This is a genomic window from Hyphomicrobiales bacterium (assembly GCA_030688605.1).
GTDB lineage: Bacteria > Pseudomonadota > Alphaproteobacteria > Rhizobiales > NORP267 > JAUYJB01.
The window spans coordinates 29,758-50,888 of record JAUYJB010000066.1 but is presented as its reverse complement, the minus strand read 5'-3'; the positions used below and the strand labels follow the sequence as shown (position 1 = coordinate 50,888).

The 21,131-nt window shown below is 64.5% G+C and carries 19 protein-coding genes; 9 read left to right on the top strand and 10 right to left on the bottom strand.

Annotation, left to right across the window (positions count from 1 at the left end; all coding sequences use genetic code 11):
• Nucleotides 1-10: 10 nt before the first annotated feature.
• From Q8P46_07785 to Q8P46_07765, 5 genes are all read right to left on the bottom strand, one after another.
• The gene (locus tag Q8P46_07785) at nucleotides 11-838 is read right to left on the bottom strand and encodes a class I SAM-dependent methyltransferase (protein ID MDP2620063.1); all 828 of its coding nucleotides are present in this window, start codon (nucleotides 836-838) and stop codon (nucleotides 11-13) included.
• A 169-nt stretch (nucleotides 839-1,007) separates the two neighbouring features.
• Nucleotides 1,008-1,817 (bottom strand): glycosyltransferase family 2 protein, encoded by an 810-nt coding sequence (locus Q8P46_07780; GenBank protein MDP2620062.1) that lies wholly within the window; start codon nucleotides 1,815-1,817, stop codon nucleotides 1,008-1,010.
• Between the two features lie 213 nt (nucleotides 1,818-2,030).
• Nucleotides 2,031-2,174 carry a DUF3096 domain-containing protein gene (locus Q8P46_07775; GenBank protein MDP2620061.1) on the bottom strand — a complete coding sequence of 48 codons (144 nt, stop codon included), beginning with the start codon at nucleotides 2,172-2,174 and terminating at the stop codon, nucleotides 2,031-2,033.
• Nucleotides 2,175-2,230: 56 nt separating this feature from the next.
• Nucleotides 2,231-3,247, bottom strand: a complete 1,017-nt coding sequence (cydB, locus tag Q8P46_07770) for a cytochrome d ubiquinol oxidase subunit II (protein MDP2620060.1) — start codon at nucleotides 3,245-3,247, stop codon at nucleotides 2,231-2,233.
• The gene (locus tag Q8P46_07765; protein ID MDP2620059.1) at nucleotides 3,244-4,632 is read right to left on the bottom strand and encodes a cytochrome ubiquinol oxidase subunit I; all 1,389 of its coding nucleotides are present in this window, start codon (nucleotides 4,630-4,632) and stop codon (nucleotides 3,244-3,246) included. Before Q8P46_07765 ends, cydB begins: the two co-directional genes overlap by 4 nt.
• Before the next feature lie 616 nt (nucleotides 4,633-5,248).
• On the opposite strand from Q8P46_07765, the gene Q8P46_07760 reads away from it, so the two are divergent.
• The 3 genes from Q8P46_07760 to ccmI all read left to right on the top strand — a co-directional run bounded on the left by Q8P46_07760 (nucleotide 5,249) and on the right by ccmI (nucleotide 9,939).
• Nucleotides 5,249-6,151, top strand: a complete 903-nt coding sequence (locus Q8P46_07760) for a DmsE family decaheme c-type cytochrome (GenBank protein ID MDP2620058.1) — start codon at nucleotides 5,249-5,251, stop codon at nucleotides 6,149-6,151.
• 19 nt (nucleotides 6,152-6,170) lie between these two features.
• On the top strand, nucleotides 6,171-8,489 hold the full coding sequence (locus tag Q8P46_07755; GenBank protein MDP2620057.1) for an MtrB/PioB family decaheme-associated outer membrane protein: 2,319 nt from the start codon (nucleotides 6,171-6,173) through the stop codon (nucleotides 8,487-8,489).
• Between the two features lie 253 nt (nucleotides 8,490-8,742).
• Entirely contained in the window at nucleotides 8,743-9,939 is a 1,197-nt protein-coding gene (gene ccmI, locus Q8P46_07750; GenBank protein MDP2620056.1) for a c-type cytochrome biogenesis protein CcmI, read from the top strand.
• A 4-nt stretch (nucleotides 9,940-9,943) separates the two neighbouring features.
• On the opposite strand, the gene Q8P46_07745 is transcribed toward ccmI, so the two are convergent.
• The 3 genes from Q8P46_07745 to Q8P46_07735 form a co-directional block, all read right to left on the bottom strand.
• Complete coding sequence (locus tag Q8P46_07745; GenBank protein ID MDP2620055.1) at nucleotides 9,944-10,405, bottom strand: DUF411 domain-containing protein; 462 nt, start codon at nucleotides 10,403-10,405, stop codon at nucleotides 9,944-9,946.
• A 114-nt stretch (nucleotides 10,406-10,519) separates the two neighbouring features.
• The gene (locus Q8P46_07740; GenBank protein ID MDP2620054.1) at nucleotides 10,520-10,810 is read right to left on the bottom strand and encodes a c-type cytochrome; all 291 of its coding nucleotides are present in this window, start codon (nucleotides 10,808-10,810) and stop codon (nucleotides 10,520-10,522) included.
• Nucleotides 10,811-10,939: 129 nt separating this feature from the next.
• Nucleotides 10,940-11,338, bottom strand: coding sequence for a c-type cytochrome domain-containing protein (locus Q8P46_07735; protein ID MDP2620053.1), 399 nt, complete (start codon nucleotides 11,336-11,338; stop codon nucleotides 10,940-10,942).
• Nucleotides 11,339-11,911: 573 nt separating this feature from the next.
• Here Q8P46_07735 and Q8P46_07730 point away from each other — a divergent pair.
• The 6 genes from Q8P46_07730 (at nucleotide 11,912) to Q8P46_07705 (ending at nucleotide 19,547) form a co-directional block, all read left to right on the top strand.
• Nucleotides 11,912-13,888, top strand: a complete 1,977-nt coding sequence (locus Q8P46_07730; GenBank protein MDP2620052.1) for a cytochrome c3 family protein — start codon at nucleotides 11,912-11,914, stop codon at nucleotides 13,886-13,888.
• Nucleotides 13,889-13,922: 34 nt separating this feature from the next.
• A complete protein-coding gene (locus tag Q8P46_07725; GenBank protein MDP2620051.1) occupies nucleotides 13,923-15,134 on the top strand; it encodes a c-type cytochrome in 1,212 nt (403 codons plus the stop codon).
• Between the two features lie 206 nt (nucleotides 15,135-15,340).
• The gene (locus tag Q8P46_07720; protein ID MDP2620050.1) at nucleotides 15,341-16,102 is read left to right on the top strand and encodes a hypothetical protein; all 762 of its coding nucleotides are present in this window, start codon (nucleotides 15,341-15,343) and stop codon (nucleotides 16,100-16,102) included.
• Nucleotides 16,103-16,175: 73 nt separating this feature from the next.
• Nucleotides 16,176-17,321, top strand: coding sequence for a c-type cytochrome (locus Q8P46_07715; protein MDP2620049.1), 1,146 nt, complete (start codon nucleotides 16,176-16,178; stop codon nucleotides 17,319-17,321).
• A gap of 695 nt (nucleotides 17,322-18,016) precedes the next feature.
• Nucleotides 18,017-18,931: a tetratricopeptide repeat protein gene (locus tag Q8P46_07710; GenBank protein ID MDP2620048.1), complete on the top strand. Its 915-nt coding sequence runs from the start codon at nucleotides 18,017-18,019 to the stop codon at nucleotides 18,929-18,931.
• 88 nt (nucleotides 18,932-19,019) lie between these two features.
• Nucleotides 19,020-19,547, top strand: a complete 528-nt coding sequence (locus Q8P46_07705) for a DUF3592 domain-containing protein (protein ID MDP2620047.1) — start codon at nucleotides 19,020-19,022, stop codon at nucleotides 19,545-19,547.
• Nucleotides 19,548-19,643: 96 nt separating this feature from the next.
• On the opposite strand, the gene Q8P46_07700 is transcribed toward Q8P46_07705, so the two are convergent.
• Nucleotides 19,644-20,927: a hypothetical protein gene (locus tag Q8P46_07700; GenBank protein ID MDP2620046.1), complete on the bottom strand. Its 1,284-nt coding sequence runs from the start codon at nucleotides 20,925-20,927 to the stop codon at nucleotides 19,644-19,646.
• Between the two features lie 13 nt (nucleotides 20,928-20,940).
• Nucleotides 20,941-21,129, bottom strand: a complete 189-nt coding sequence (locus Q8P46_07695; GenBank protein MDP2620045.1) for a hypothetical protein — start codon at nucleotides 21,127-21,129, stop codon at nucleotides 20,941-20,943.
• Nucleotides 21,130-21,131: the final 2 nt, after the last annotated feature.

The window sequence follows — 21,131 nt, the reverse complement described above, 5'->3', positions numbered from 1 at the left end:
GGCGATACCCTTATGCGGGACGCCGGGCGACGGCGGCGATATTGCCGAGACGCACGCCGACCAGCGGCGTCGTCCAGGCGGGAATGAGATCGGGCGAGCGGCCGATGAGCGACAGGCCGGCGCGCGCCAGATACGCCGCCGGGAAGAAATTGACCGTCTTCTCGATCTTGATGCACTCGAGGCCCGCCGCCGCCGTGACGCGGCGCATCGAGCGGGCGGAGAACAGGTGCGGATGCTGAAGGGTGAAGGGCGGCCATCGCCGCCCCAGGAGGCGGGCGAGCAGCGAATGCGCATCGTGGGTCACGATCAGGATCACCGCGCCCGGCTCCAGCACCTTCTTGATGTCGCGAAGCGCGCCGACGGGGTCCAAGAGATGGTCGAGCACGTGGATCATCGCCGCCGTCGAGACCGACCGTTCCGCAAGATCGGAAGGCGAGAAGGGCGTGGAGTGGATGCGATGCCGTCTATCGCGGAAACGGCGCGACAGCTCGCCATGCACCTCGACGTTCGGCTCGTAGAGATCGAAGCGGTCGAACCGGTCTTGCCGGGCACAGGCCTCGGCGAAAAGGCCGATGTCGCAGCCGATCTCCAGATAAGTGCCGGCGCCGCGGCTGAGCGGCATCAGCATGCGGGCATAGCCCTCCTGGGTCCGCCGGCGGGCCTCCAGAGGCGCCTCGGCCATGTTCTCGTCCTGGCGCGCATAAAGGCGGCCGAGCTGGCGTTCATTGAAATAGACGGGGCAATAGAGCGTCGCACAGTCGGGACACGCGACATAGGTGAAGAACACCCTGTTTGCAGTGTATCCGGAAAGGAATCGGCCGTGTTCCTCCTCCGACAAGGCTTCTGCGGGGGGTGTGGAAACGACTTTTGGTATTGGATTGGTATTCAGGCCACCACAACACGGGCAGTGGTCGCGCCGGAGGAAGCCGCAATGCGCCATTTCTGCTTTCGTATACTTACGGCATTCCCCCGAAGACGGATGTTAGCATGGATTTTTGGCGCCGCAATCACTTAAACAGATAGACGCGCAAGCGGCCGAGCCAGATCTTGAGCAGGGAATGGCCGACCGAGATGAAATTGCGCATGTTCAGGGTCGCCGAGCCTTCCCGGTCGATCGAGACCAGAGGGACCTCGACGAAGCTTTTTCCCTCGCGCAAGAGCCGCGTCAGGAATTCGGCCTGATAGCCGAAGCCGGTGGCTTCCACATGGTAGCGCAGCACGTCGACGCGCCGGAATATCGGGCAGCCATTGTAGTAGCGCAGGCGGTAGCCGCTGACGAAATTGACCAGCCACGTATACAGCCGCGAAATGACGTGGCGGTGGGGTTTCCTTCCGCCGATCTCGGTGAAATAGGGAATGATGATGTCGGCCTCGTCGATCCTGCGGGCAAGCGCGAGGTGGCTCTCGATCGGCTCCACGTCGTCGCCGCAGACCAGCCGGTAATATTTGCCCCTGGCGCGGAACGCCCCCTCGACGAAGTTCCGCGCCACGCCCCGGTTGAGGCGGCTCTCAAACAAGCGCAGGGGGATGTCGGGATGCGCCTCCTGATAGGCATTGACCGCTTTGACGGTGCGGTCCTTGGAGGCGTCGTCGAAAACCAGGATCTCGTAGGTCAGGTCCGCCCGCGCCCCCAGTTCGACCAATTTCTCCACGGCGCCGATGACAGTATTTTCTTCATTGTAGCAGGGGACGAAAAACGAGATGTCGACGCTGCTGACCAGCCCGTATTGCGTGCCGTCGGCCTCCGACGAAGTCACGTCGATGACGGTGGCGTGCGCCGGTCCACTAAGGCGTGATTCACGAAGAAGACGTTCCATTTGGCCCAGGTTTATTCATATGGGATCGGCAAGACTATCGGTGCGCAGTTTAGGGAAGTTGAATTTCCCTGGGAGCGATTATAGACGCCGTGGATTTATTTGGCGATGGCAAGCCGCGCAAAATCTGCAGCGTGCGCTGCCGGTTCGCCCGCGCAGCACAAAACCCCCCGGTCGAACGCGTCGACCCGGTCGAAAGACCGCCGGAGCCTGCGCCTATAGCTTGTCGGCCAGGCCGAGAACGCCGATCACGATCAGGTAGATGGCGACAATGTAATTGAGCAGCCTTGGCACCAGGAGGATCAGGATCCCGGCGGCCAGCGCCACGAGGGGAGAGAGATAGGTGACATTGAGCATCATTTTCGTCTCCTTTCAGCCGATGAAGTTGGCGCGGTCCACACCGCCTTCCGTCATGCTTAGTGATAGCTCGCCCCAGGATCGACCTTGCCGCGGAAAACCCAATAGGCATGGCCTGTATAGGCGAGGATGATGGGAACGAGCACCGCCACGCCGACAAAGGTGAAGGCGAGGCTGCTCGCGGGCGCCGCCGCCTGCCAGATGGTGACGCTGCGCGGAATGATATACGGATAGAGCGAGATGCCGAGGCCGATGAAGGAAAGCGTGAACAGGCTGAGCGCGAACAGGAAGGGCAGGACTTCGCGGCGCGCGGCAAGCGCCCGGTAGAGGCCGAACGCTGCAGCCGCGACCAGGAGCGGCACCGGAGACAGAAATGCGATGTTCGGCCAGGAGAACCAGCGCGTCGCGACCGCCGGTTCGGTCAACGGCGTCCAGATGCTGACCACGCCGATCAGTGCCACCACGGCGGCGCCGAGCGGCCGGGCGAGCCGATAGCAGTGCCCTTGGAGGCCGCCTTCCGTCTTCATGATCAGCCAGGTCGCGCCGAGCAGCGCGTAGCCGACGACGAGCGCCGCCCCCGTCATCAGGCTGAAGGGCGTGAGCCAGTCCCACCAGCCGCCGCCATAGGCGCGGCCCTCGACCGCGATGCCCTGAATGAAGGCGCCGAGCGCGATGCCCTGGCAGAAGGTGGCGACGATCGAACCGGCGCTAAAGGCGACATCCCAGAGCGGCTTTAGGCGCTGCGTCTTGAACCGGAACTCGACGGCGACGCCGCGAAAGATCAGCGCCAACAGCATAGCCATCAGCGGCGCATAGAGGGCCGGCAGCACCACCGCATAGGCGAGTGGAAAGGCGGCGAACAGGCCACCGCCGCCGAGCACCAGCCAGGTCTCGTTGCCGTCCCAGACCGGGGCGATGGAATTGACCATCGTGTCTCGCTGTTTCGCGTCGCGGATGGCGACAAAGAGGGTGCCGACGCCGAGGTCGAAGCCGTCGAGCACCACATAGGCATAGACGCCAAAGGCGATGACCAGCCCCCAGGCGAGAGCCAGGTCGAAGGGCGGAGTGGCGATCATGGATGCGTCTCCCGGCCGGCGATCCTGGCGGTGCGCGTCGGCCGCGCCGCTTCCTCGGCAGCCGCATCGGCCGGCGAGGCGCCCATCAGGCGCAACAGATAGAAAGTGCCGGCGCCGAAGACCATGAGATAGACGATGGTGATGGCGGCGAGCGACCCGGCGAGGGCGGGCGCGCCGACGGGCGAGGCCGCGTCCGCAGTGCGCAGGAGCCCGTCGACGGTGTAAGGCTGGCGTCCGATCTCGGTGGTGAACCAGCCGGCCAGGATGGCGATGAAGCCGGCCGGCGCCATGGCCACCGACAAGCGCAGGAAGCCATTGTTCCGATACAGGCTTCCGCGCCATCGCAAGGCCAGGCTCGCGAGCCCGGCCAGCATCATGGCAAGACCGAGGCCGAGCATGATCCGGAAGCTCCAGAAGGTGACCGGCAGCGGCGGCCAGTCCTCTTTGGGCCAGGCTTCGAGCCCTTTGACCGGGCCGTCAAGGTCGTGGGTCAGGATCAGGCTGCCCATCCGGGGCAGGGCGAGGGGGTATTTGAGCCGGCCTTCCTCCGCCGACGGCCAGCCGAACAGGTAGAGCGGCGCGCCGTGTTGCAGCGCCTCGAAATGGCCTTCCATCGCGGCCACCTTGCGCGGCTGGTATTCGAATGTGTTGAGGCCGTGCAGATCGCCGATGAATATCTGCACCGGAGTGACCAGGGCGGCCATCCACATGGCCATCGAAAACATCAGCCGCGCGGCCCCATCGTCCCGCCGGCGCAGCAGATGATAGGCGCCGACCGCGCCGACCAGGAACGCGGTCGCCAGGTAGGCGGCGACGGTCATGTGCAGAAAGCGATACGGGAAGGACGGGTTGAAGACGATCGCCCACCAATCCTCCGGCACGAACTGGCCGGCGGCGTTGACGCCGTAGCCGGCAGGCGTCTGCATCCAGCTGTTCGCCGACAGGATCCAGAAGGCTGAGATCAGCGAGCCGGCGGCGACCATCGCCGTCGAAAAGAAATAAAGCCCTTTGCCGACCCGCTCGCGGCCGAACAGCATGATGCCGAGAAACCCCGCCTCGAGGAAAAAGGCGGTCAGCACCTCGTAGCTCATCAGCGGGCCGAGGACGGGGCCGGTCTTGTCTGAAAAGACGCTCCAGTTGGTGCCGAAATGGTAGCTCATCATCACCCCGGAGACGACGCCCATGCCGAAAGCGATGGCGAATATCCGCAGCCAATAGTCGAAGACCTGGCGGTAGGTCTGGCGCCCGGTCGCGAGCCAGAAGCCCTCGAGAACGAAGAGATAGCTGGCAAGCCCGATGGTCAGCGCCGGAAAGACGATGTGGAAGCCGATGGTGAAGGCGAATTGAATTCGCGCCAGAATGACCGGATCCAGTTCTTCGAGCATGGCCGTCAAGTCCTCGCTCGTGTTGCGTCCCAGGGGGACAGTGGTCGCAAGCGCGGGCGGTTTGCCCAGAGACTCTAACCTAGCATTTTCCGACGCGTGTTTAGCGCTCGCTAATGCCGGCTGCGAGGTCAAGGCGGAGCTGATTGAAACCGATGCGGCAGGAGTCGAATCTTCGCCGCCGTTGCAGGATTGCCACAGGCGGTCCGCGGCCCGTCGGTACCTACTCTGATACCGCGATCCAGGGCTCGATAATGGCCCATGCGGGCGTTAATTTTTTCTTAGGATTCAGCCTTCTGGCGACTGATTCGCCAAAGCCGGATAGGACCTCGCCGGTACCCCATACGGGTCCTTTTTGGGAGCCAAAACGGACCTTGCGCGGCGCTCCCGCCCGCATGCGGCGGGTGCAAATGCCGCACTCTCACGCTATGAAAAAATTGGTAAATGGGAGACGGATTTAGCTCCCAAGCTGCGCGAATTCCTCCTCGCGCGGTGTCAACAACCAGGTGCCAGGGGGGGCATCGACATGAAGTATAGGATGAATATCGAGGCAGCCCGTTCGTTTCGGTCCACTGCCGGACCCGGTCCATCGCAGGCGCTATCAAAAGGGTTAGTGAGATTGGCATTCCTGTGGCTCGTGAGCTGCGGGCTGGTCTTTCTTGCGCAGCCGGCCCACGCCGCGATGCCGACCTACCTTCCCGAAGCCACCTATGTCGGCTCCGAGGCCTGCCTGGGCTGTCACGCCCAGTATTTGGAGGAATTCGAGAAGACCCTCATGGGCCGGATCTTCATGAAGAATCCGCGCAACGAGCTTGAGAAGCTGGGCTGCGAGAGCTGTCACGGCCCCGGCTCCGAGCACGTCGCGGCCGGCGGCGGCCGCGGGGTCGGCGGCATCGTCGGCTACGGCAAGGATTCGCTGTATCCGATTTCCGAGCGCAACGGCGTCTGCCTCGGCTGTCACCAGGGCGGCATGCGGTTGCACTGGACGGGCGGCGTCCACGAGTCGCGCGGCGTGGCCTGCACCGATTGCCATACGGTGATGAAGAAAGTCTCGCGCAAGAACCAGTTCGCCAAGCGCACGGAGATCGAGACCTGCTACCAGTGCCACAAGCTGAAGCGTGCGCAGATGCAGCGCTCCGCGCACATGCCTCTGCGCGAAGGCAAGATGACCTGCTCGGATTGCCACAATCCGCACGGCTCCTTCACGGATCCGATGCTGAGGGAGGCCTCGGTCAACGAGACCTGCTACACCTGCCACGCCGATAAGCGCGGGCCGCTCCTGTGGGAGCATCCGCCGGTGCGCGAGAACTGCATGAACTGCCACGACCCGCATGGCACCAACCGTCCGAACATGCTCAGGGTCGCGCCGCCGCGGCTGTGCCAGCAGTGCCACTCGGAAAGCGGCCACGTTTACAGCCTGTACGACACGGACTCGAATCGCGGGTTCAACCGCTCATGCCTGAACTGCCACACGATGATCCACGGCTCCAACCACCCGGCCGGTATGCGGTTGCACAGGTAAAGTGATGGGGGCGAAAACCATGAAGAACCAAGTTCAACCTTTACTGGCCGCGGTCCTGCTGAGCGGCGCCATGTCGCTGGGCTTTGCCGGCGAGGGATTTGCCGAGGATGCAACCAGCGATTGGTACTCCCACGGATTCGTCAAGCTGGGCGGCCTCGTTTTCATCGACCGTCCGGCGGTGGGGGAAAGGTCCAAATTCGAGGAATATGGCGAGGTCTCGCCGGGGTTCATCATCGACACCGCTCATCTCGAGTTCGGCAGCATGGACATGCTTCGCGTTGCCGAGATTTGGGCGGACGACCTGACCCAGAACGACCGCAATGTGAGTGCGAGTCTGTCGTCTGCCGGGAACCACTATCTGGACCTCGAATTCGACCAGACGCCGCATCTCTACCGGAACCGCGCCTTTACACTGCATGATGGCGTCGGGACGGGCACCCTGACCGTCGACGATGCCGTGCAGACGGCTTTGCAGGCGGCGCAGTTTGCGGGGGACACCGCCGCCATAGACGCGACCATAGCCGCCAATGTCAGGCCCGTGACGCTGGACGTCGACCGGAAAGCCGGGAAGTTGGCATTCCGCTACACGCCGACGCCTCAGTGGGACCTCAACTTCAACTATTCCCTTGAGCAGCGGGATGGGACCCTGCCCATGGGCCAGGTCATCGGCATGACCCATACCCTTGTTCGTGGCAGCCCCGGCATCGTCGAGGGCATGGTCGAGATTCCCGCGCCGGTCGACTATACGACGCACAATTTCGGCGCCAGCGTCGAATACAAGATGGATCTCGGAGACGACCGGAAGTGGATTACCAATCTGTCCTATGGCGGTTCGATCTTCGAGAACAAGTACGACTCGGTGACGTGGGACAATCCGTTCCGCATCAACTACGATCTCTCGCCCTTTTCAACGGGTGTCGGGGGCATCTTACCGGGCGAGGACGGCTCTCCCTTGGGCCGCGCCAGCCTGCCGCCGGACAATTACGCGCACCGGGTCATGCTCCAGACCGCGGCCGACATCTGGGAAAAAACCCGCTTCACCGGCACCGTGTCCTACAATGCGATGCGCCAGGACGAGGCTCTCCTGCCCTGGACGGTCAACGACCCGCTGTTTGCTTTGAATCCGCTGCCCTTGCCGGCCGACAGCGCGAACGCGGAGATCAACACGCTGACCATCGACACGAAACTGACGACGCGGGCTCTTCACCCCGATCTTACCAACACGCTCCGTTACCGGTACTATTCTTCCGACAACGATACGCCGCGTCTCTATTTTCCGGATCGCATCGCATTCGATTCGGAATATGCCGACGAAACCTACATCAATCTGGCTCCCTCGTACGTCAAGCAGAACGCCGGCTTCGACACGGTGTGGCGGGCGGACGACTGGGTCACGCTCGGCTTCCTGCTCGGATGGGAGCAGTATGACCGCGGTATCGGCCGCGAAGCCGATATCACGAACGAATATTCGGGCAAGCTGACCGCCGACATGCAACTCCACCCGTGGATGTCGGTCCGGGGCTCGGCCTACTATTCCCAGCGCCGGTACGATAATTACGACTATCTCAATCGCATCGACAGACCGGGGAGCCTTGTCGGCGACGAGACCGAATCCGGCTCGACGAATTACCGGCTCATTCGCAAATACTCGATGTCGAACCGCGACCGGTTCAAGCTCGAACTCTCGAGTGAAATCGGTCCCTTCCAGGGGGTGACCTTCACCCCGCTGGTCGGCTGGCGGGACGACGATTACGATCTCCCCTGCACCCCCGACTTCGCTCTGGCTCGTCCCTACGACCCGTGCCACCAGGGCCTGTTGTATGACCGCTCCTGGGACGCCGGTGTCGAATTGAACTATATGACCGGCGAGAGGACCTCGCTGTTCGGTTCGTACGTCCACGAGGACTTCGATCGCAGAATCCGGAACAGGGGTTATGGCGTAGGGGGACACGCGGATATCGAGGAAGCGGTGGACACGTTCATGGCCGGTTTGAACGTGGCCCTGATCCCGGACTCCGTCGACCTCAAGCTCGCCTACACCTACGCCAGGGGAGAAGAGGTATGGGTGCCGGACGTCTTCCCGGTCGTGAACACCCGCTTCCATCGTTTCGACGCGAGCCTCAAATACACACTGCCGGAGGAAACCACCCAGGGCACGGGGCTGAGCAAGGCCTTCGCCAAGATCCAGTACGCCTATGAGCGCAACCGGATCGACAACTGGGCCCTCAACGAAGACGTCTACGTGCCGACGTTGGCATCGTCCTCCATTTGGCTCGCCGGCAGGGAAGCGAACTACGACGCCCAGATCGTGACGGTGAGCGTCGGGCTCGGCTGGTAGGCGAGAAAAAGCAGGCCCCTGCGGCCAAAGAAACGGCCCGGGCATGGCCGGCCGCCCTGCCCGGGCTTTTGCTTGACCGGCAGGCCCGGTTTCGATGCCGGGGCCGGTTCCGGTCGAAGGGTCGCCGATGACGGAAACCGCCGCAGACCGCGGCGCGGGCTTCTCCTGCCCGCGCAGCCGTGCTACCCACGCGCCGCGGGCTGGGGAATGATCGGCGAGGCGGCCGGGGCCGCCGGCGAAGGCGAATAGAGCGATGCTGCTTTGGTACATTTTGGGCGTTATGACGGGCCTTGCCCTGCTGCCCATCTTCGGCCTGCTCGGCTGGCGGCTGCGGCCTCTGGCCGGCGCCGGCCAGGAGAGGAAGGTCTATGAGGACCAGCTCCGCGCGCTCGAGGCGGAGGCCGAGCGCGGCGTGATCGACAAGCAGGAACTGGAGGCCGCGCGGGCCGAGATATCGCGGCGGCTGCTCGCCGCCGCCGACCAGCGGGACAAGGTGGCGGCGCCCCTGCCGGCGACGAGCTGGGCGCTGATCGCGTTCGGCAGCGCCGGGCTCGTGGTGCTGATCGCTCTCGGCGGCTATCTGGCGCTCGGTCGGCCGGATCTGGTCGCCCGCGCCCCGGCCCCGGCACCGGCCGCGACGCAGGATGCGGACGTACCCGGCCAGGCGGAAATGGCCGCGCGGCTGGCTGACGTCGAGGCGCAGCTTCGCGCCAGCCCCGACAACGGCACCGCCTGGGAAGAGGCGGCGGCGCTCAATTTCGCGCTTGGTCGCTACGAGGCCTCGGCGCGCGCCTATGCCGGCGCCATCCGTATCCTCGGCGAAACGGCCCAGCGGCTCGGCGATTACGGCGAAGCGATGACCCAGGCCAATGGCAGCATCGTCTCCGACGAGGCCAGGGAGATTTTCGAGCGTGCGAGGAAGCTCGACCCCTCCCTGGTGCAGGCGCGCTTCTATCTCGCCCTGGCGCAGGAGCAGGGGGGCGAGCTGAAGGAGGCCGCCGAGTCGTGGGGGGCAATGTTGAAGGACGCGCCGGAAGGCGCATTCTGGAAACCGCTGGTGGAACGCCGCCTCGCCGAGGTCAATGCTCGCCTGGGCGGCGGGACCGCCGCACCGGCCGCCGCACCGGCCGCCGCGCCGGGTACCGCGCCGGGCGCGGAGCCTGCCGCCCCATCCTCCGCCGGGCCGAGCGCCGAGGACTTGAGCAATGCCCGGGAGCTGTCGCCGGACGCGCGCGACGAGATGGTCGAGGATATGGTCACCCGGCTTGCCGCGCGGCTTAAGACCGAAGGCAACGACCTCGACGGCTGGCTGATGCTGATGCGTTCCTACGTGGTGCTCAACCGGCCCGACGATGCCAAGGGGGCCGCGTCGAGCGCGCGCCAGCAGTTCGCCGGCGACGATGCCGCGCTCAAGCGCATCGAGGAAGCCGAAAAGTCGCTCGGATTGTGACGCCCTAATACTGCGCGTAGACGCTTTGTCCGCCGTCCCCGAACAGGATCACCGCATAGCGGTCCGGCGGCCCACCCATGCCCGGCGATCCGGACGGCATGCCGGGAACGGCAAGTCCCCGCGCGGCGGGCTTCTCGCTCAACAGCCGGCGAATCTCCCGCGCCGGAACGTGGCCCTCGATCGCATAGCCGCCGGCAAGCGCGGTGTGGCAGCTCTCCAGCGCCGCCGGAATGCCGGCCTGCGCCTTGATCGGCGCCACATTGTCGGTTTCCTGCACCGCCACCGTGAAGCCGTTGGCGCGCAGATGCTTCACCCATTCTCCGCAGCAGCCGCAGGTCGACGACTTGTAGACGGTAATCTCGGCCGCCTCGGCCGCCGGACCCGGTGTCGGATAGAAGGCGATCCCGGCCGACGCGGCAACCGCGCCAAGGGCCGACTGGAGCGCGGCGCGACGAGTCATGATCATGGTATGAACTCCCTCCTCCGGCAGGTACGGCTCGCCCGCGCTCACATGCGCGAGCGAGCCGAACGGTGCTGCGGTTGGCGCTGTCGCGACGGCCGCTAGTCCGCCGCCCAGAGCCTATTTCGAAGCGAAAAAGTTTGCCATCTCGGCGATGTCGCCGGCGCTCAGATTCTTGGTGACCGCGTTCATGGCCGCATGCTTCTTGGCGCCCGACTTGTAGGCGTTCATCGCCGAGGTGAACGCGCCCGTGGACATGCCGGCAATCTTCGGATTGGCGGCCTTGCCCTCTCCGTTGGCGCCGTGACAGCCGCTGCAGGCGGCCGTGTTGGCGGCCTGTGCCGAGCCGGCCGCGCCGGCCAGACCGAACGCCACCGCGGCTGCGGCAATGATGAGCCATTTCGCTTTCATTTCTTAACTCCTCAAGATTGTGTGCTCCCGAATGCGATCATTCGGGTCCGCTCCCGGAACCTTCGCCGGCCTTTGCGGCGCAGTGCCGCGGCTCGACTCGCAAGTGGTTTATGTTTGCGGCCTCTTGCCTCAGTTGTTCTTCGCCCCCTGGCTGATCCAGAACCTCAGCATCAGCCGTTCGCATTTGGAGAGCTTCTTCTTGTTGTGCGGCATCCATAGCGTCGGATCGGTGCGTTGATCGATCACCGCGATGAAATTGCTTTCGAACGCCTTGCCGGGCAGGACGACCGGACCGTGCTCGGTCCCCTTCATCAGGCTCTCGTAGGTGCGCATGTCGAGCCCGCTGGCTTCGTAACCTTCCCCTCCCGGCTGGTGGCATTCCAGGCACCTGAGCTCGATGATCGGAAACACGTCGTCCTTGAAATTGACCTCCTGTGCGCTGGCGCCGGACGCCCACAACGCGCCGGCAAGTGCGGCGCCCGTGACCGCCGCCCTCGATACAATGCGAATATGGCGCCGAGGCGACATCGCCAGACCCCTTTCATGCTGCGACCGGTCCGACAACCGGTCGTTCTCAGTGGCCAAACTAACAGATGCACGCCGAGCCGCATATTGACTTAGGTCAATGTAATCGCGCCGGCTGCGCGCGGCAGGGCGCCGGAGGCCTGAAAACGGCGGTTTCCTGCGGTAGGGACGCCGGAATCGACGGCCGCGGCGCGGTCAAAATTGCGTTACCGTATGCCCGCCGCCGGGCGTCGCGCCGGATGTTTCAGCCCAGGATTCGGCGCCGTGTTTCAGATTGCCGCAGGGGGCCGCAAATGGCTCCTCCGAGGCCCCAAGCCGGGCTATCTATGCGCACGCGAACGATCGCTTCATCGGCCAGTTTGCAACGGCGATCGCGATCGGCACGATCGTAGCTCCGATGATGCGCGCATTTCGTTTGCGGAGACCGGCAAGCCCGGGACGCAAAGCATGGATCGGTGCTACGGACGGCAGGAAGATTTGGCCAAATTGACTTGGCTCAGTGTTACATGGAAAGCTACCGCGCGGATGTGAGCGCCGACAAACGGATGCCGGGGGCATGTGAGGACAATGCGGATCGTGAAACTCTCAGCCTGGCTGTTTGCCTGCATCGTTCTGTTCGCGGGGACGCCGGACAATTGGCTGACGCAGGCCGCCGCCCAGGAGGCGACGGACCGGCAAGCCGCCGAGGGGACCCCTCCGGAACTGCTCGACAATGCTCTGTGCCTGAGCTGTCACGGCATAGAAGGGTTCTCGGTTCCCGGCGCCGACGGCCGGGACCGCGACCTGCATATCCGGGCAGAGGAATTCGTCGACAGCGTTCACGGCGGGCGCTATTGCGTCGAGTGCCATAAAGACATCCTCGAAGTTCCCCACCGGGCCGGCGTCGAAAGAGGGGTCGGCTGCGTCGAGTGCCACCGCAACTTGTGGGACATGGCGCGGCGGCGCGGCGAGACCGACAAGTTCGCGCGGCTGGGCGTGGTCGTGCAACAGATCGAGAGCTACATGCATTCGGTCCATGCCCGCCCCAGCATGGCGGACCAGTCGCGAACCAACGCCACCTGCTATGACTGCCACAACGCCCACTACATCACCCCGATCGACAGCTCGGTCGGCGCCATGGGGCGGCTGCGGATACCGGAGATTTGCGGCCGCTGCCACACCGAGCAATTGGCCGACTACAAGACCTCGGTGCACGGCCAGTCGGTGCTCGGCGACACCAACCCGTTTGCCGCCGTGTGCACGGACTGCCACACCACGCACGAGATTGCATCGCCGGAAGTCGCGTCGATCAGGGTCGGCATCACCCGCAATTGCGGCAACTGCCACGAATATGAGCTTGAGACTTATCTCGGGACCTACCACGGTCAGGTGAGCACGCTCGGCTATGCCTACACCGCGAAGTGCTTCGACTGCCATGGGCACCACAAGATCCAGCGGGTGTCCAACGAGGCCTCCCTGGTCCACCCGAGCAACCGCATTCAGACCTGCCGGAAGTGCCACGAGGGCGCGACCGCCGGATTTGCCACTTTCCAGCCGCACGGCACCACCGGCGACTTCGAGCGCTATCCCTTTCTGTGGATCGCCGGCAAGGGCATGGGCGCGCTGCTGATCGGCGTGTTCGCCTTCTTCTGGACCCATTCGGCGCTGTGGTTGTACCGCGAGTACAAGGAGCTCAAGGAAAGGCGGAACCAGCCCCACATCCGGGTCGACAAGGTGGCGCCGGAAGAGAAGAAATACTTCAAGCGCTGGCCCGCGGCCTGGCGGCTCGTGCACCTGGTGTTCGCGCTGGCCATCATGACCCTGGTCCTGACCGGGACCTCGGTGCTCTATGGGGAGAGCGCCTGGGCGCGGGGGTTCATCAATCTGCTCGGCGGGCCGCAGGTGGCCGCGATCGTGCACCGGTTTGCCGCGGGGACGTTCATCACCCTGTTCTTCGGGCATCTCATCTATGTCGCCTACTACTTGTCCCGGAACTGGAGGACGTTCAAGGTCTTCGGACCGACCTCGACGGTGCCCAACCTGCAGGACCTGTTCGACGTGGTGGCGATGTTCAAATGGTTCTTCGGCCTCGGGCCGCGGCCATTGTTCGACCACTGGACCTATTGGAAGAAGTTCGACTATTGGGCGCCGTTCTGGGGCATGGTGATCATCGGCTTCAGCGGTCTGATGCTGTGGTTCCCCGAGGCGACGGCCTCGGTGCTGCCGGGATGGGTGTTCAACATCGCAACCCTGGTGCACGGAGAAGAGGCGTTCCTGGCTGCCGTGTTCCTGTTCTCGGTCCACTTCTTCAACGTTCATTTCAGGCCCGACAAGTTCCCCATGGATACGGTGATCTTCACCGGCCGCATGCCGTTGGAGGAGTTCAAGCGCGAGCATACGCTGGAATATCGGCGCCTGGCCGAGAGCGGCCAACTCGAGAACTATCTGGTCGACGCCCCGTCGCGGTCGATGGCGGTCGGCTCCAAGATCCTCGCGGCGGTTCTGATCCTGATCGGCCTGACGCTTCTGGTGCTGGTCTTTGTCGGCTTTGGCGGGCATGTTTTGTCCGCGTGAGTGGCGTCACATCGACGATATGGAGGCTCTATCGATGGCAACAACGCTCAATGGGGAATGCAGGACCGTTTCCGCCCAGCGCGGGGCGATGCACTCGCCGCCTGCCCGGTCGTCTTCGATCCTGAGCCTGTCGGCGCGAATGCTGGCGATCGTCGTGGCGTTGCCGCTGGCGCTCATCGGCTGCGAGGAAGAGGAGGACGCCGGCGCGGCGCAGGCCGATATCGCGGCCGGCAAGGTGGTGGTCGAGGCGCAGTGCGTCGGCTGCCATGGTCTGGACGGGCGCGGCGTTGCCCCCGCCATCCCGGATCTGGCCGCCCAGACCGAGCGCTATCTGCGGGCGTCGTTGACCGCCTATAAGGAGGGCACGCGGACCCATGCCGCGCTGCACGATCTGACCTCCGAGTTGACGGATGCGCAGATCCGGAACGTCGCCGGCTATTTTGCCAGCCTGCCGCTGCTCCAAGCCGAAGCCGGAGAGGAGGTGCAAGCCGTCGTTTCGCCTTATGAAAAGGGCGAGGCGGCCTCGCAGGTTTGCGCCCGCTGCCACGGCAAATCCGGCGACAGCACCACCGCCGGCATACCCAGCCTGGCCGGCCAGCAGCCGCGCTATTTCATCTCCGCCGTGCGGGCCTATCTGGACGGGCGCCGCAGCATCGAAGGACAGGAGATGCTGCGCGAGCTGAGCCATGTCGATATCGAGGCCCTGGCGCTTTACTACGCCACGCAGACGCCCGCCCGGCGCGAGGCGCCTGGCTTCGGCGATCCGGTCGCCGGCGAACCGCTCAGCGCCCGCTGCGGCGGCTGCCACGGCGCGCGCGGCGTCAGCCACGACACCTCGACGCCGAGCCTCGCCGGCCAGGATCCGGAATATCTGGTCAAGGCCATCAAGGCGTACCGGGATCAGACCCGCCAGCACAGCGTCATGCTCGACGAGAATACCGACGAGGAGATCGAGAATCTTGCCGCCTTCTACGCGGTTCAGGAATCCATGGCCGCCGAAAGCGCCGAGCTCGCCGTGCGGGCGTTGGCCGAAAAATGCGATATCTGCCACGGCGAGGGCGTCGAGCAGCCCGCCCTGATCGTGCCGAAGATTGCCGGACAGGACAGGGCCTATCTGATCAACGCGCTCAGGGCCTACCGCGACGGCAAGCGCGGCAGCTCGATGATGCACAATATGAGCCTGCCCTACAGCGAGGCGATCATCGAAAGCGTTGCCTCGCACTATGCGGGTCAGCCGGCCAGATGAGCCTTGACCAGGGTCCCACGCCGCGCATTGGAAGCGGCCGCGGCGAGTGCGTAGCGGTCGGTCCGCGCCGGGCATGACTGATCGGCCGGATTTCGGAGGCATGCGAGCCGGCTCACGTCCCGGAAGGGGATGGCGAAACGCCGCGGCGGCGTGATATTGGGGGACACAAAGACGGAGAGGCGCGGGTGATGCCACAAGTGCACCGAATGTTTTTCCACTACAGCGAATTCCCGCTCAGCATGCGGACGCTGTTCACCGGCACGCTGATCGTGCTCGGCATCGGCTACCTCTTCGCCATGATCCAGATCTACACGGTCGACGCCGGGCGCGATGGCAAGCCGGGGCTTTCCGCCGACGACATCGCCATTGCCTATAGCGGCAACAAGGCGGCGACCAGACTGGAGTCGGCCTTGGCGGGGCCGATGTCGGGGATGCTGCCGCCGGACGAGCGCGCCGACATCATCGGCTGGGTGAACCGCGGTCTCGACGAGAGCGAGTACGATACGCGCATTGCCCCGATTTTCGAGAGACGCTGCCTCGCCTGCCACGACGGCAGCAACCCGCATATCGTCAACCTCGACGGCTACGAAAACGTCTCGAAGGTTGCTCAGATCGATACGGGCAAGAGCCTGGCGACCCTGGTGCGCGTCTCCCACATCCACCTGTTCGGCGTTACCTTCATCTTCTTCATCATGGGGCTGATCTTCAGTCATGCCTATGTGCGGCCGGTATGGTTCAAGTCGCTGGTCATCGCCTTGCCGTTCCTCGCCATTGTCATCGATACGGGCTCCTGGTACCTGACCAAGATCAATACCGCCTTCGCGTGGACAGTGATTGGCGGCGGCGCGCTGATGGGGTTGAGCTTCGCCACCCAATGGATCGTTTCGATGTATCAGATATGGTTCTACAAATTCAGCGCCCGAGAAACTTCGGTCGACGAGCCGGCCGGCTCATCGCAGCCGGGGTAAGACCGACGCCGATCGGCGGCGCCCGCCCCAGGGGCATCGAAACTTGCCGATGCTTTAATCGTTCGAGGATGTCATGACAGGCAAGACTTTGATGATTGCATGCGCTGTCATCTTGCTGGGAGCAACCGGCGAGGGCCGGGCCCAGGACGCGTCGGGTGCCGGCGACGTCGTGGCCGGAAAGGCCGTCGCGGCCTTGTGCGCGGACTGCCACGGCTGGGACGGCATCGGCCGCGAGCCGGGGGTTCCCCATCTCGCCGGCCAGTATGCCGACTACATTCACGCCGGGCTGACGCGGTACAGGACCGGCGATGGGAAAGACGAGAGGATGAACCAGGTTGTCGCCGCGCTCGCCGACGAGGACATGACCGATGTCGCCGCCTATTATGCCAGCCTGAAGCCGTTCAGCGAACGGCCGGCCGAACCGGGGGCGGAGGCAGCGGCGGCCGCCGAGCCGGACCCCTTCGCGGCGGTCCGGGAGACGGCGGCGGCGTGCGTCGGCTGTCATGGCGAGGACGGCAATACGGACATTCCCGGCATGCCGAGCCTGGCGGGACAGCACGTTCTCTACCTGATGACGGCCTTGAAGGCCTACCAGGAAGGAACGCGCCCGGATCCGACCATGCAGGCGTTCGCCGCGCCGCTGACCCGCGGCGACATCGAGGACATGGCCTATTTCTACGCCACCATGGAGCCGCGGCGGTCCGAGACCCCGGCCGAAGGCGATCCCTTGGCGGGGATCGCGGTGACCGCCCCCTGCGTCGGCTGCCATGGCCGGGACGGCAACAGCGGCGATCCCAAGAACCCCCGGCTCGCCGGTCTCGACGCCGCCTATCTCGTCGCGGCGGTCAACGCCTACAAGGACGGCGGCCGCGACCACGGCGCGATGCGCGACGCGGTGGAGACCCTCAGGGATCGGGACGTGAGGGACCTTGCCGCCTTCTACGCCACCCGGGAACCCAAGGCGCTGCCGATCCGCAAGCCCCTCACCGTCGCCGAATGGACCGAGAGGTGCGGTCGCTGCCACGGCCCCAGGGGCAACAGCGCCGACGAGCGTTTCCCCAAGCTTGCCGGGCAGGACGAGGCCTATCTGGCCAGGGCCATGCGGCTGTTCCACGCCGGCGAGCGGGCCAACGAGATGATGTACGCCATGTCGTTCCAGATGTCGGAATCGGACATTCGCAACCTCGCGGCCCATTACGCGCGCCAACGCAAGCGGTAAATGCGGGCGACGCTCCAGGACGTGAACTCATGAACGCCCAGCCGCAACACCAAACAAGGACGTCCGGACTTATACCAACGGCCTTTGACATTGACTCGTCATGCCCCACGAAAGCGGGGCATCCAGTAGCCACCGCGCGGGAGCTGGAATGAGGCGGTGCATTGCATCGGCCATCGCGGTTACCGGATTGCCCCCCGGGTATCGCCTTTGGCGATCCCGAGGGCAGGCTTGTCGAGCCGGGCAACGACAATAAGGGTCAACAATTCGGGCCGTTGGACTTACCCAAGGAGCGGCACTCGATGGCTTGAGGGTCGAGGTCGCGGTTTGACCAGGAGCGGACTGTCGGACGATATCGAATTACGAAAGTGGGATAGCCGTCCCAATTCCAACTTGTCGAGAACGCAGGGACTCATCAATGCAGCAAAAGGGAACCCTTTCGCCGCGATTCGGTCGGCCGCATCACTTCCGCTCGTGAAACCAAGGGAGACGTGCTCGACGATAGCCGTCAGGACCGAGAAGCGCCATAACCGGACATTCGACCGACGCGCGGCGTGGGCTTCGTCGACGAAGCAGGAGCTTGATAAGGCGCGCACTGCGGCTGCCAAGGGGGCCGGAGTCCTGCCCATGCCCCCGGCACGCAAAGAACGCTTTTCAACAAGGGGCGATTGATCTAGCCTTTGGAGAGGTTTTCGTCGATGCGAAGTCGATCTGCCTTAGCCGCGCTGATTGTCGGTTTCTCCGCGCCTGCCGCGGCCGACGATGCCGCCGATTGCGCGAGCGGCGATCCTGCAAAGGGCATTCCCGCGTGCACCCGCATCATCGAGCGGGCGGGCGAGCCGCAGGACAAGCGCGCGCAAGCCTACGGCAACCGCGGCATCACCTACGCGCTGCAGGGCCAGCACAAGGAGGCGCTCGCCGACCTGAGCGAAGCGATCCGCCTCAATCCGAACGACGCCGAGAGCTTTCACACGCGCGGCAGGATCTACGGGGAGACAGGCGACTGGGACAAAGCGCTCGCCGAATTCGAGGCGGCGCTGCGGGCGGACCCGAAGCACGTGGATGCTCTGATCAGCCGCGGCGGCGCGCGCCAGCTGAAGGGCCAGGTCGATCTCGCGGCGGCGGACTACGGCGAGGCGATCAAGATCGACCCGAACAACGCGGACGCCTATTCGAGCCGCGGTGCGCTGTATCTGACGACCAGCCGCTTCCCGCAGGCGATGGCCGATCTCGATCAGGCGATCAAGCTCGACCCCGACCACGGCACCGCTTATCTCAACCGCGGGCTCACCTACTTTTTTCAGAAGCAGTATGACAAGGCGATCGCGGACTTCGGGCAGGCGCTGCGCATCGATCCGCAGAACGCGCACGTGCGCGTGCAGCGCGGGGTGGCGTATTTCTTCAAGAAGCAGCCGGAGCAGGCGCTCGCCGATGCGAACGAGGCCATTCGCCTCGATCCGCGCCATCTCATGGCGTACAAGTTGCGCGGTGGCGTCCTCGGCGGCATGGGCCGCCGCGATCAGGCCATCGCCGACTTCCGCAAGGCCCTTGAGCTCGATCCCTCCGACGAAAGCGTCAAGAAGAACCTGAAGGATCTGGGAGTCACGCCCTGAACGGCAATGGCGATGCCGCAGCGCTCAACGCGGCTTGACCTCGTTTTCTGCCCTTCGGCGAGATCGCACGGACAAGCGCGCTGCTGACATGCCGCCGGCGACATTCGCTCGGCGCGCGCTGGCGCTGTGCTTCGGCTACTATGGCGCCATGGGCGGCGACCGCTTCTTCTGGCATCTGTTCGGCGGCATCTGGCTGTTGGTCGGCGCTGGCTTCCTCGCCGCGACCTTCGGCATCAATCTGTTCGCCGACCCGGAGGCGTTGAACACCGACACGCCGCTGTGGCTGTTCGCTCTCATCGGCATTGTCTGCTGCATCGGAGGCGCGGCCGTCATCTATGTCGCGCGCAAGTCGGCCGCGCGCGATCGGCACCTGATGCAGTCCGGCGTCGAGCTCACGGCTACGGTGATCGATATCCGGCGTAGCCTGATCGATATCAACCGCCAGACGCGCTGGCACGTGGCCTATCGCTACGAATATCCGAAAGGCCAGCCGCGCGAAGGCAAGAGCCGCGCGCTTCCCGGCGAGGCGGTCTGGGCGTTCAAGCCGGGCGATAACGTGCAGATCAAGATCGATCCGCAGAAGCCGGAGGAGAGCCTGTTTTTCGGCGCGGCGTGAAAGTTGCCGCGCCGTCGTTGAGAAGATGAAGCTCGTGTGCGCCTGCTGGCGTCGCAGTGGCCTACTGGAAGTCCCCGCGCATTGCGCCATGAGGCCCTATTGCCGCGCTTGATGGATTGTGATCGTGTCGCGCATAACCACACCCCACGGCAACGCACCTGCGGTTTGCTCGATCGCGTCCGTCGCGCCGTCTCGTGCAGGTATGCGGTATTTGGTTTGCGCATGCACGGCCGGGTTGATGTGAGAAGGAAAGGTGTTTGACGGCTGATCCCCCGCGCAGGGACCCGTGTTCGTAATGGTCGCAGTTAGCGTGCCCGGCGTAAGCGTGATTTCGAAATCCTCAATGTCGCGCCGGCCGCTGAGCGGAATGTCGAACTCGCTCGGCGAATAGGTCCATCGCATCGTGCAGGCAGGAACCTCGCCCACCTCGGTGCTGATCCGGGCGCTCGCACGGCCTTTGAGCGTCCCGCTCCTTTCGATTTCGAATGCGTAGTCGATGTCTATCGTATGGTTGTGTCCGCCGCCCTTTGCCGTTTTCTTGATGGTGCCATACCAGTCGGCGATCGGGAACTCGGCGATATCGGTGTCGATGTTGCCTGCAAAATCCTCCGCGATCGCGCGCAGCCGCACGACCGGCGGCGGGTTTCGCGGCACCTCGTAGGTGAGCACCAACGTCCGCGGTTCCGGACGGCCCTCGCAGTTGGGGCGAATAACGGGCGGATAATCCTTAGCGCCGACCAGCGCGTCGCCGACGGCAATGAGTTGGATGCGCTGGATTCCGGTTTGCCAAGTGGTGGCGTCGTCGCGCGCCACCATCGTGACCGTGATCGTGTCGCGGGCCTTGACCTTTCTGCCCTTGGGCGGAACCGAACTGGTGTGCAGATTCGGCTTCTCCCGATCCGGCATCCGCTGGTAGTCGACTTGGACATCGTCCTTGCTTCCGATTTCGCCGCTAAATTCCATCCTCGTGAACACGGGACTGTCCGCGAAAAAGGCTCTAAGGGCGTCCCGGCGCGCAAAAGCCAAAGCCAGCTGGAACAGTGGGTCGCCGCGCTTCACAATGACCTTGAATTTGGCTTGCTGGGGACACCCACGCGGATTGATCGCTTGCCCGGCGGCATCCCAGAGTTTTCCCTCCGCGCCATCGCGAAAGTCCGTGCCGTCGGGGGGGGGCTTGAACAGGTCGCCGAGCGAGACCGGGCCGGCGGTCCCCGCGGTTTGCGCGAAGACAGCGCCGATCGGTGCCAAAGAACTCACGCCGCCGATGACGAGCACGGCGAATGCTGCGGCCAGCGCGGCGGCAAGCGCCTGGCCTGGCGCGCGTCGCCGTGTTTCGGTCCCGCTGCCGCCAACCTGGCTGCAATGATTGAGGCGTATCATGCGGCCCTCCCAACTACTGCGGCTTCAGCTCAAGCACCTCGCCTTCGGTCGCCGGGAACGGAATCTTGTTGCCGTCGACCTCGACGATGTAGTCGCCCGGTGGCAGCGCTCCCTTGACCGCACGCTGCGCCACCGCGATGCGTGTCTCGCCGTTGGGCAGTTTGGCGTTCATGCTGCCCGAGGCATCCATGATCAACAGCACGC

Coding starts and splice junctions, on each gene's coding strand:
- Q8P46_07780 (MDP2620062.1), bottom strand. CDS start 1,817: ATGGAACGTCTTCTTCGTGAATCACGCCTTAGTGGACCGGCGCACGCC.
- Q8P46_07775 (MDP2620061.1), bottom strand. CDS start 2,174: ATGATGCTCAATGTCACCTATCTCTCTCCCCTCGTGGCGCTGGCCGCC.
- cydB (MDP2620060.1), bottom strand. CDS start 3,247: ATGATCGCCACTCCGCCCTTCGACCTGGCTCTCGCCTGGGGGCTGGTC.
- Q8P46_07765 (MDP2620059.1), bottom strand. CDS start 4,632: ATGCTCGAAGAACTGGATCCGGTCATTCTGGCGCGAATTCAATTCGCC.
- Q8P46_07755 (MDP2620057.1), top strand. CDS start 6,171: ATGAAGAACCAAGTTCAACCTTTACTGGCCGCGGTCCTGCTGAGCGGC.
- ccmI (MDP2620056.1), top strand. CDS start 8,743: ATGCTGCTTTGGTACATTTTGGGCGTTATGACGGGCCTTGCCCTGCTG.
- Q8P46_07745 (MDP2620055.1), bottom strand. CDS start 10,405: ATGATCATGACTCGTCGCGCCGCGCTCCAGTCGGCCCTTGGCGCGGTT.
- Q8P46_07740 (MDP2620054.1), bottom strand. CDS start 10,810: ATGAAAGCGAAATGGCTCATCATTGCCGCAGCCGCGGTGGCGTTCGGT.
- Q8P46_07735 (MDP2620053.1), bottom strand. CDS start 11,338: ATGTCGCCTCGGCGCCATATTCGCATTGTATCGAGGGCGGCGGTCACG.
- Q8P46_07725 (MDP2620051.1), top strand. CDS start 13,923: ATGGCAACAACGCTCAATGGGGAATGCAGGACCGTTTCCGCCCAGCGC.
- Q8P46_07720 (MDP2620050.1), top strand. CDS start 15,341: ATGTTTTTCCACTACAGCGAATTCCCGCTCAGCATGCGGACGCTGTTC.
- Q8P46_07715 (MDP2620049.1), top strand. CDS start 16,176: ATGACAGGCAAGACTTTGATGATTGCATGCGCTGTCATCTTGCTGGGA.
- Q8P46_07710 (MDP2620048.1), top strand. CDS start 18,017: ATGCGAAGTCGATCTGCCTTAGCCGCGCTGATTGTCGGTTTCTCCGCG.
- Q8P46_07705 (MDP2620047.1), top strand. CDS start 19,020: ATGCCGCCGGCGACATTCGCTCGGCGCGCGCTGGCGCTGTGCTTCGGC.
- Q8P46_07700 (MDP2620046.1), bottom strand. CDS start 20,927: ATGATACGCCTCAATCATTGCAGCCAGGTTGGCGGCAGCGGGACCGAA.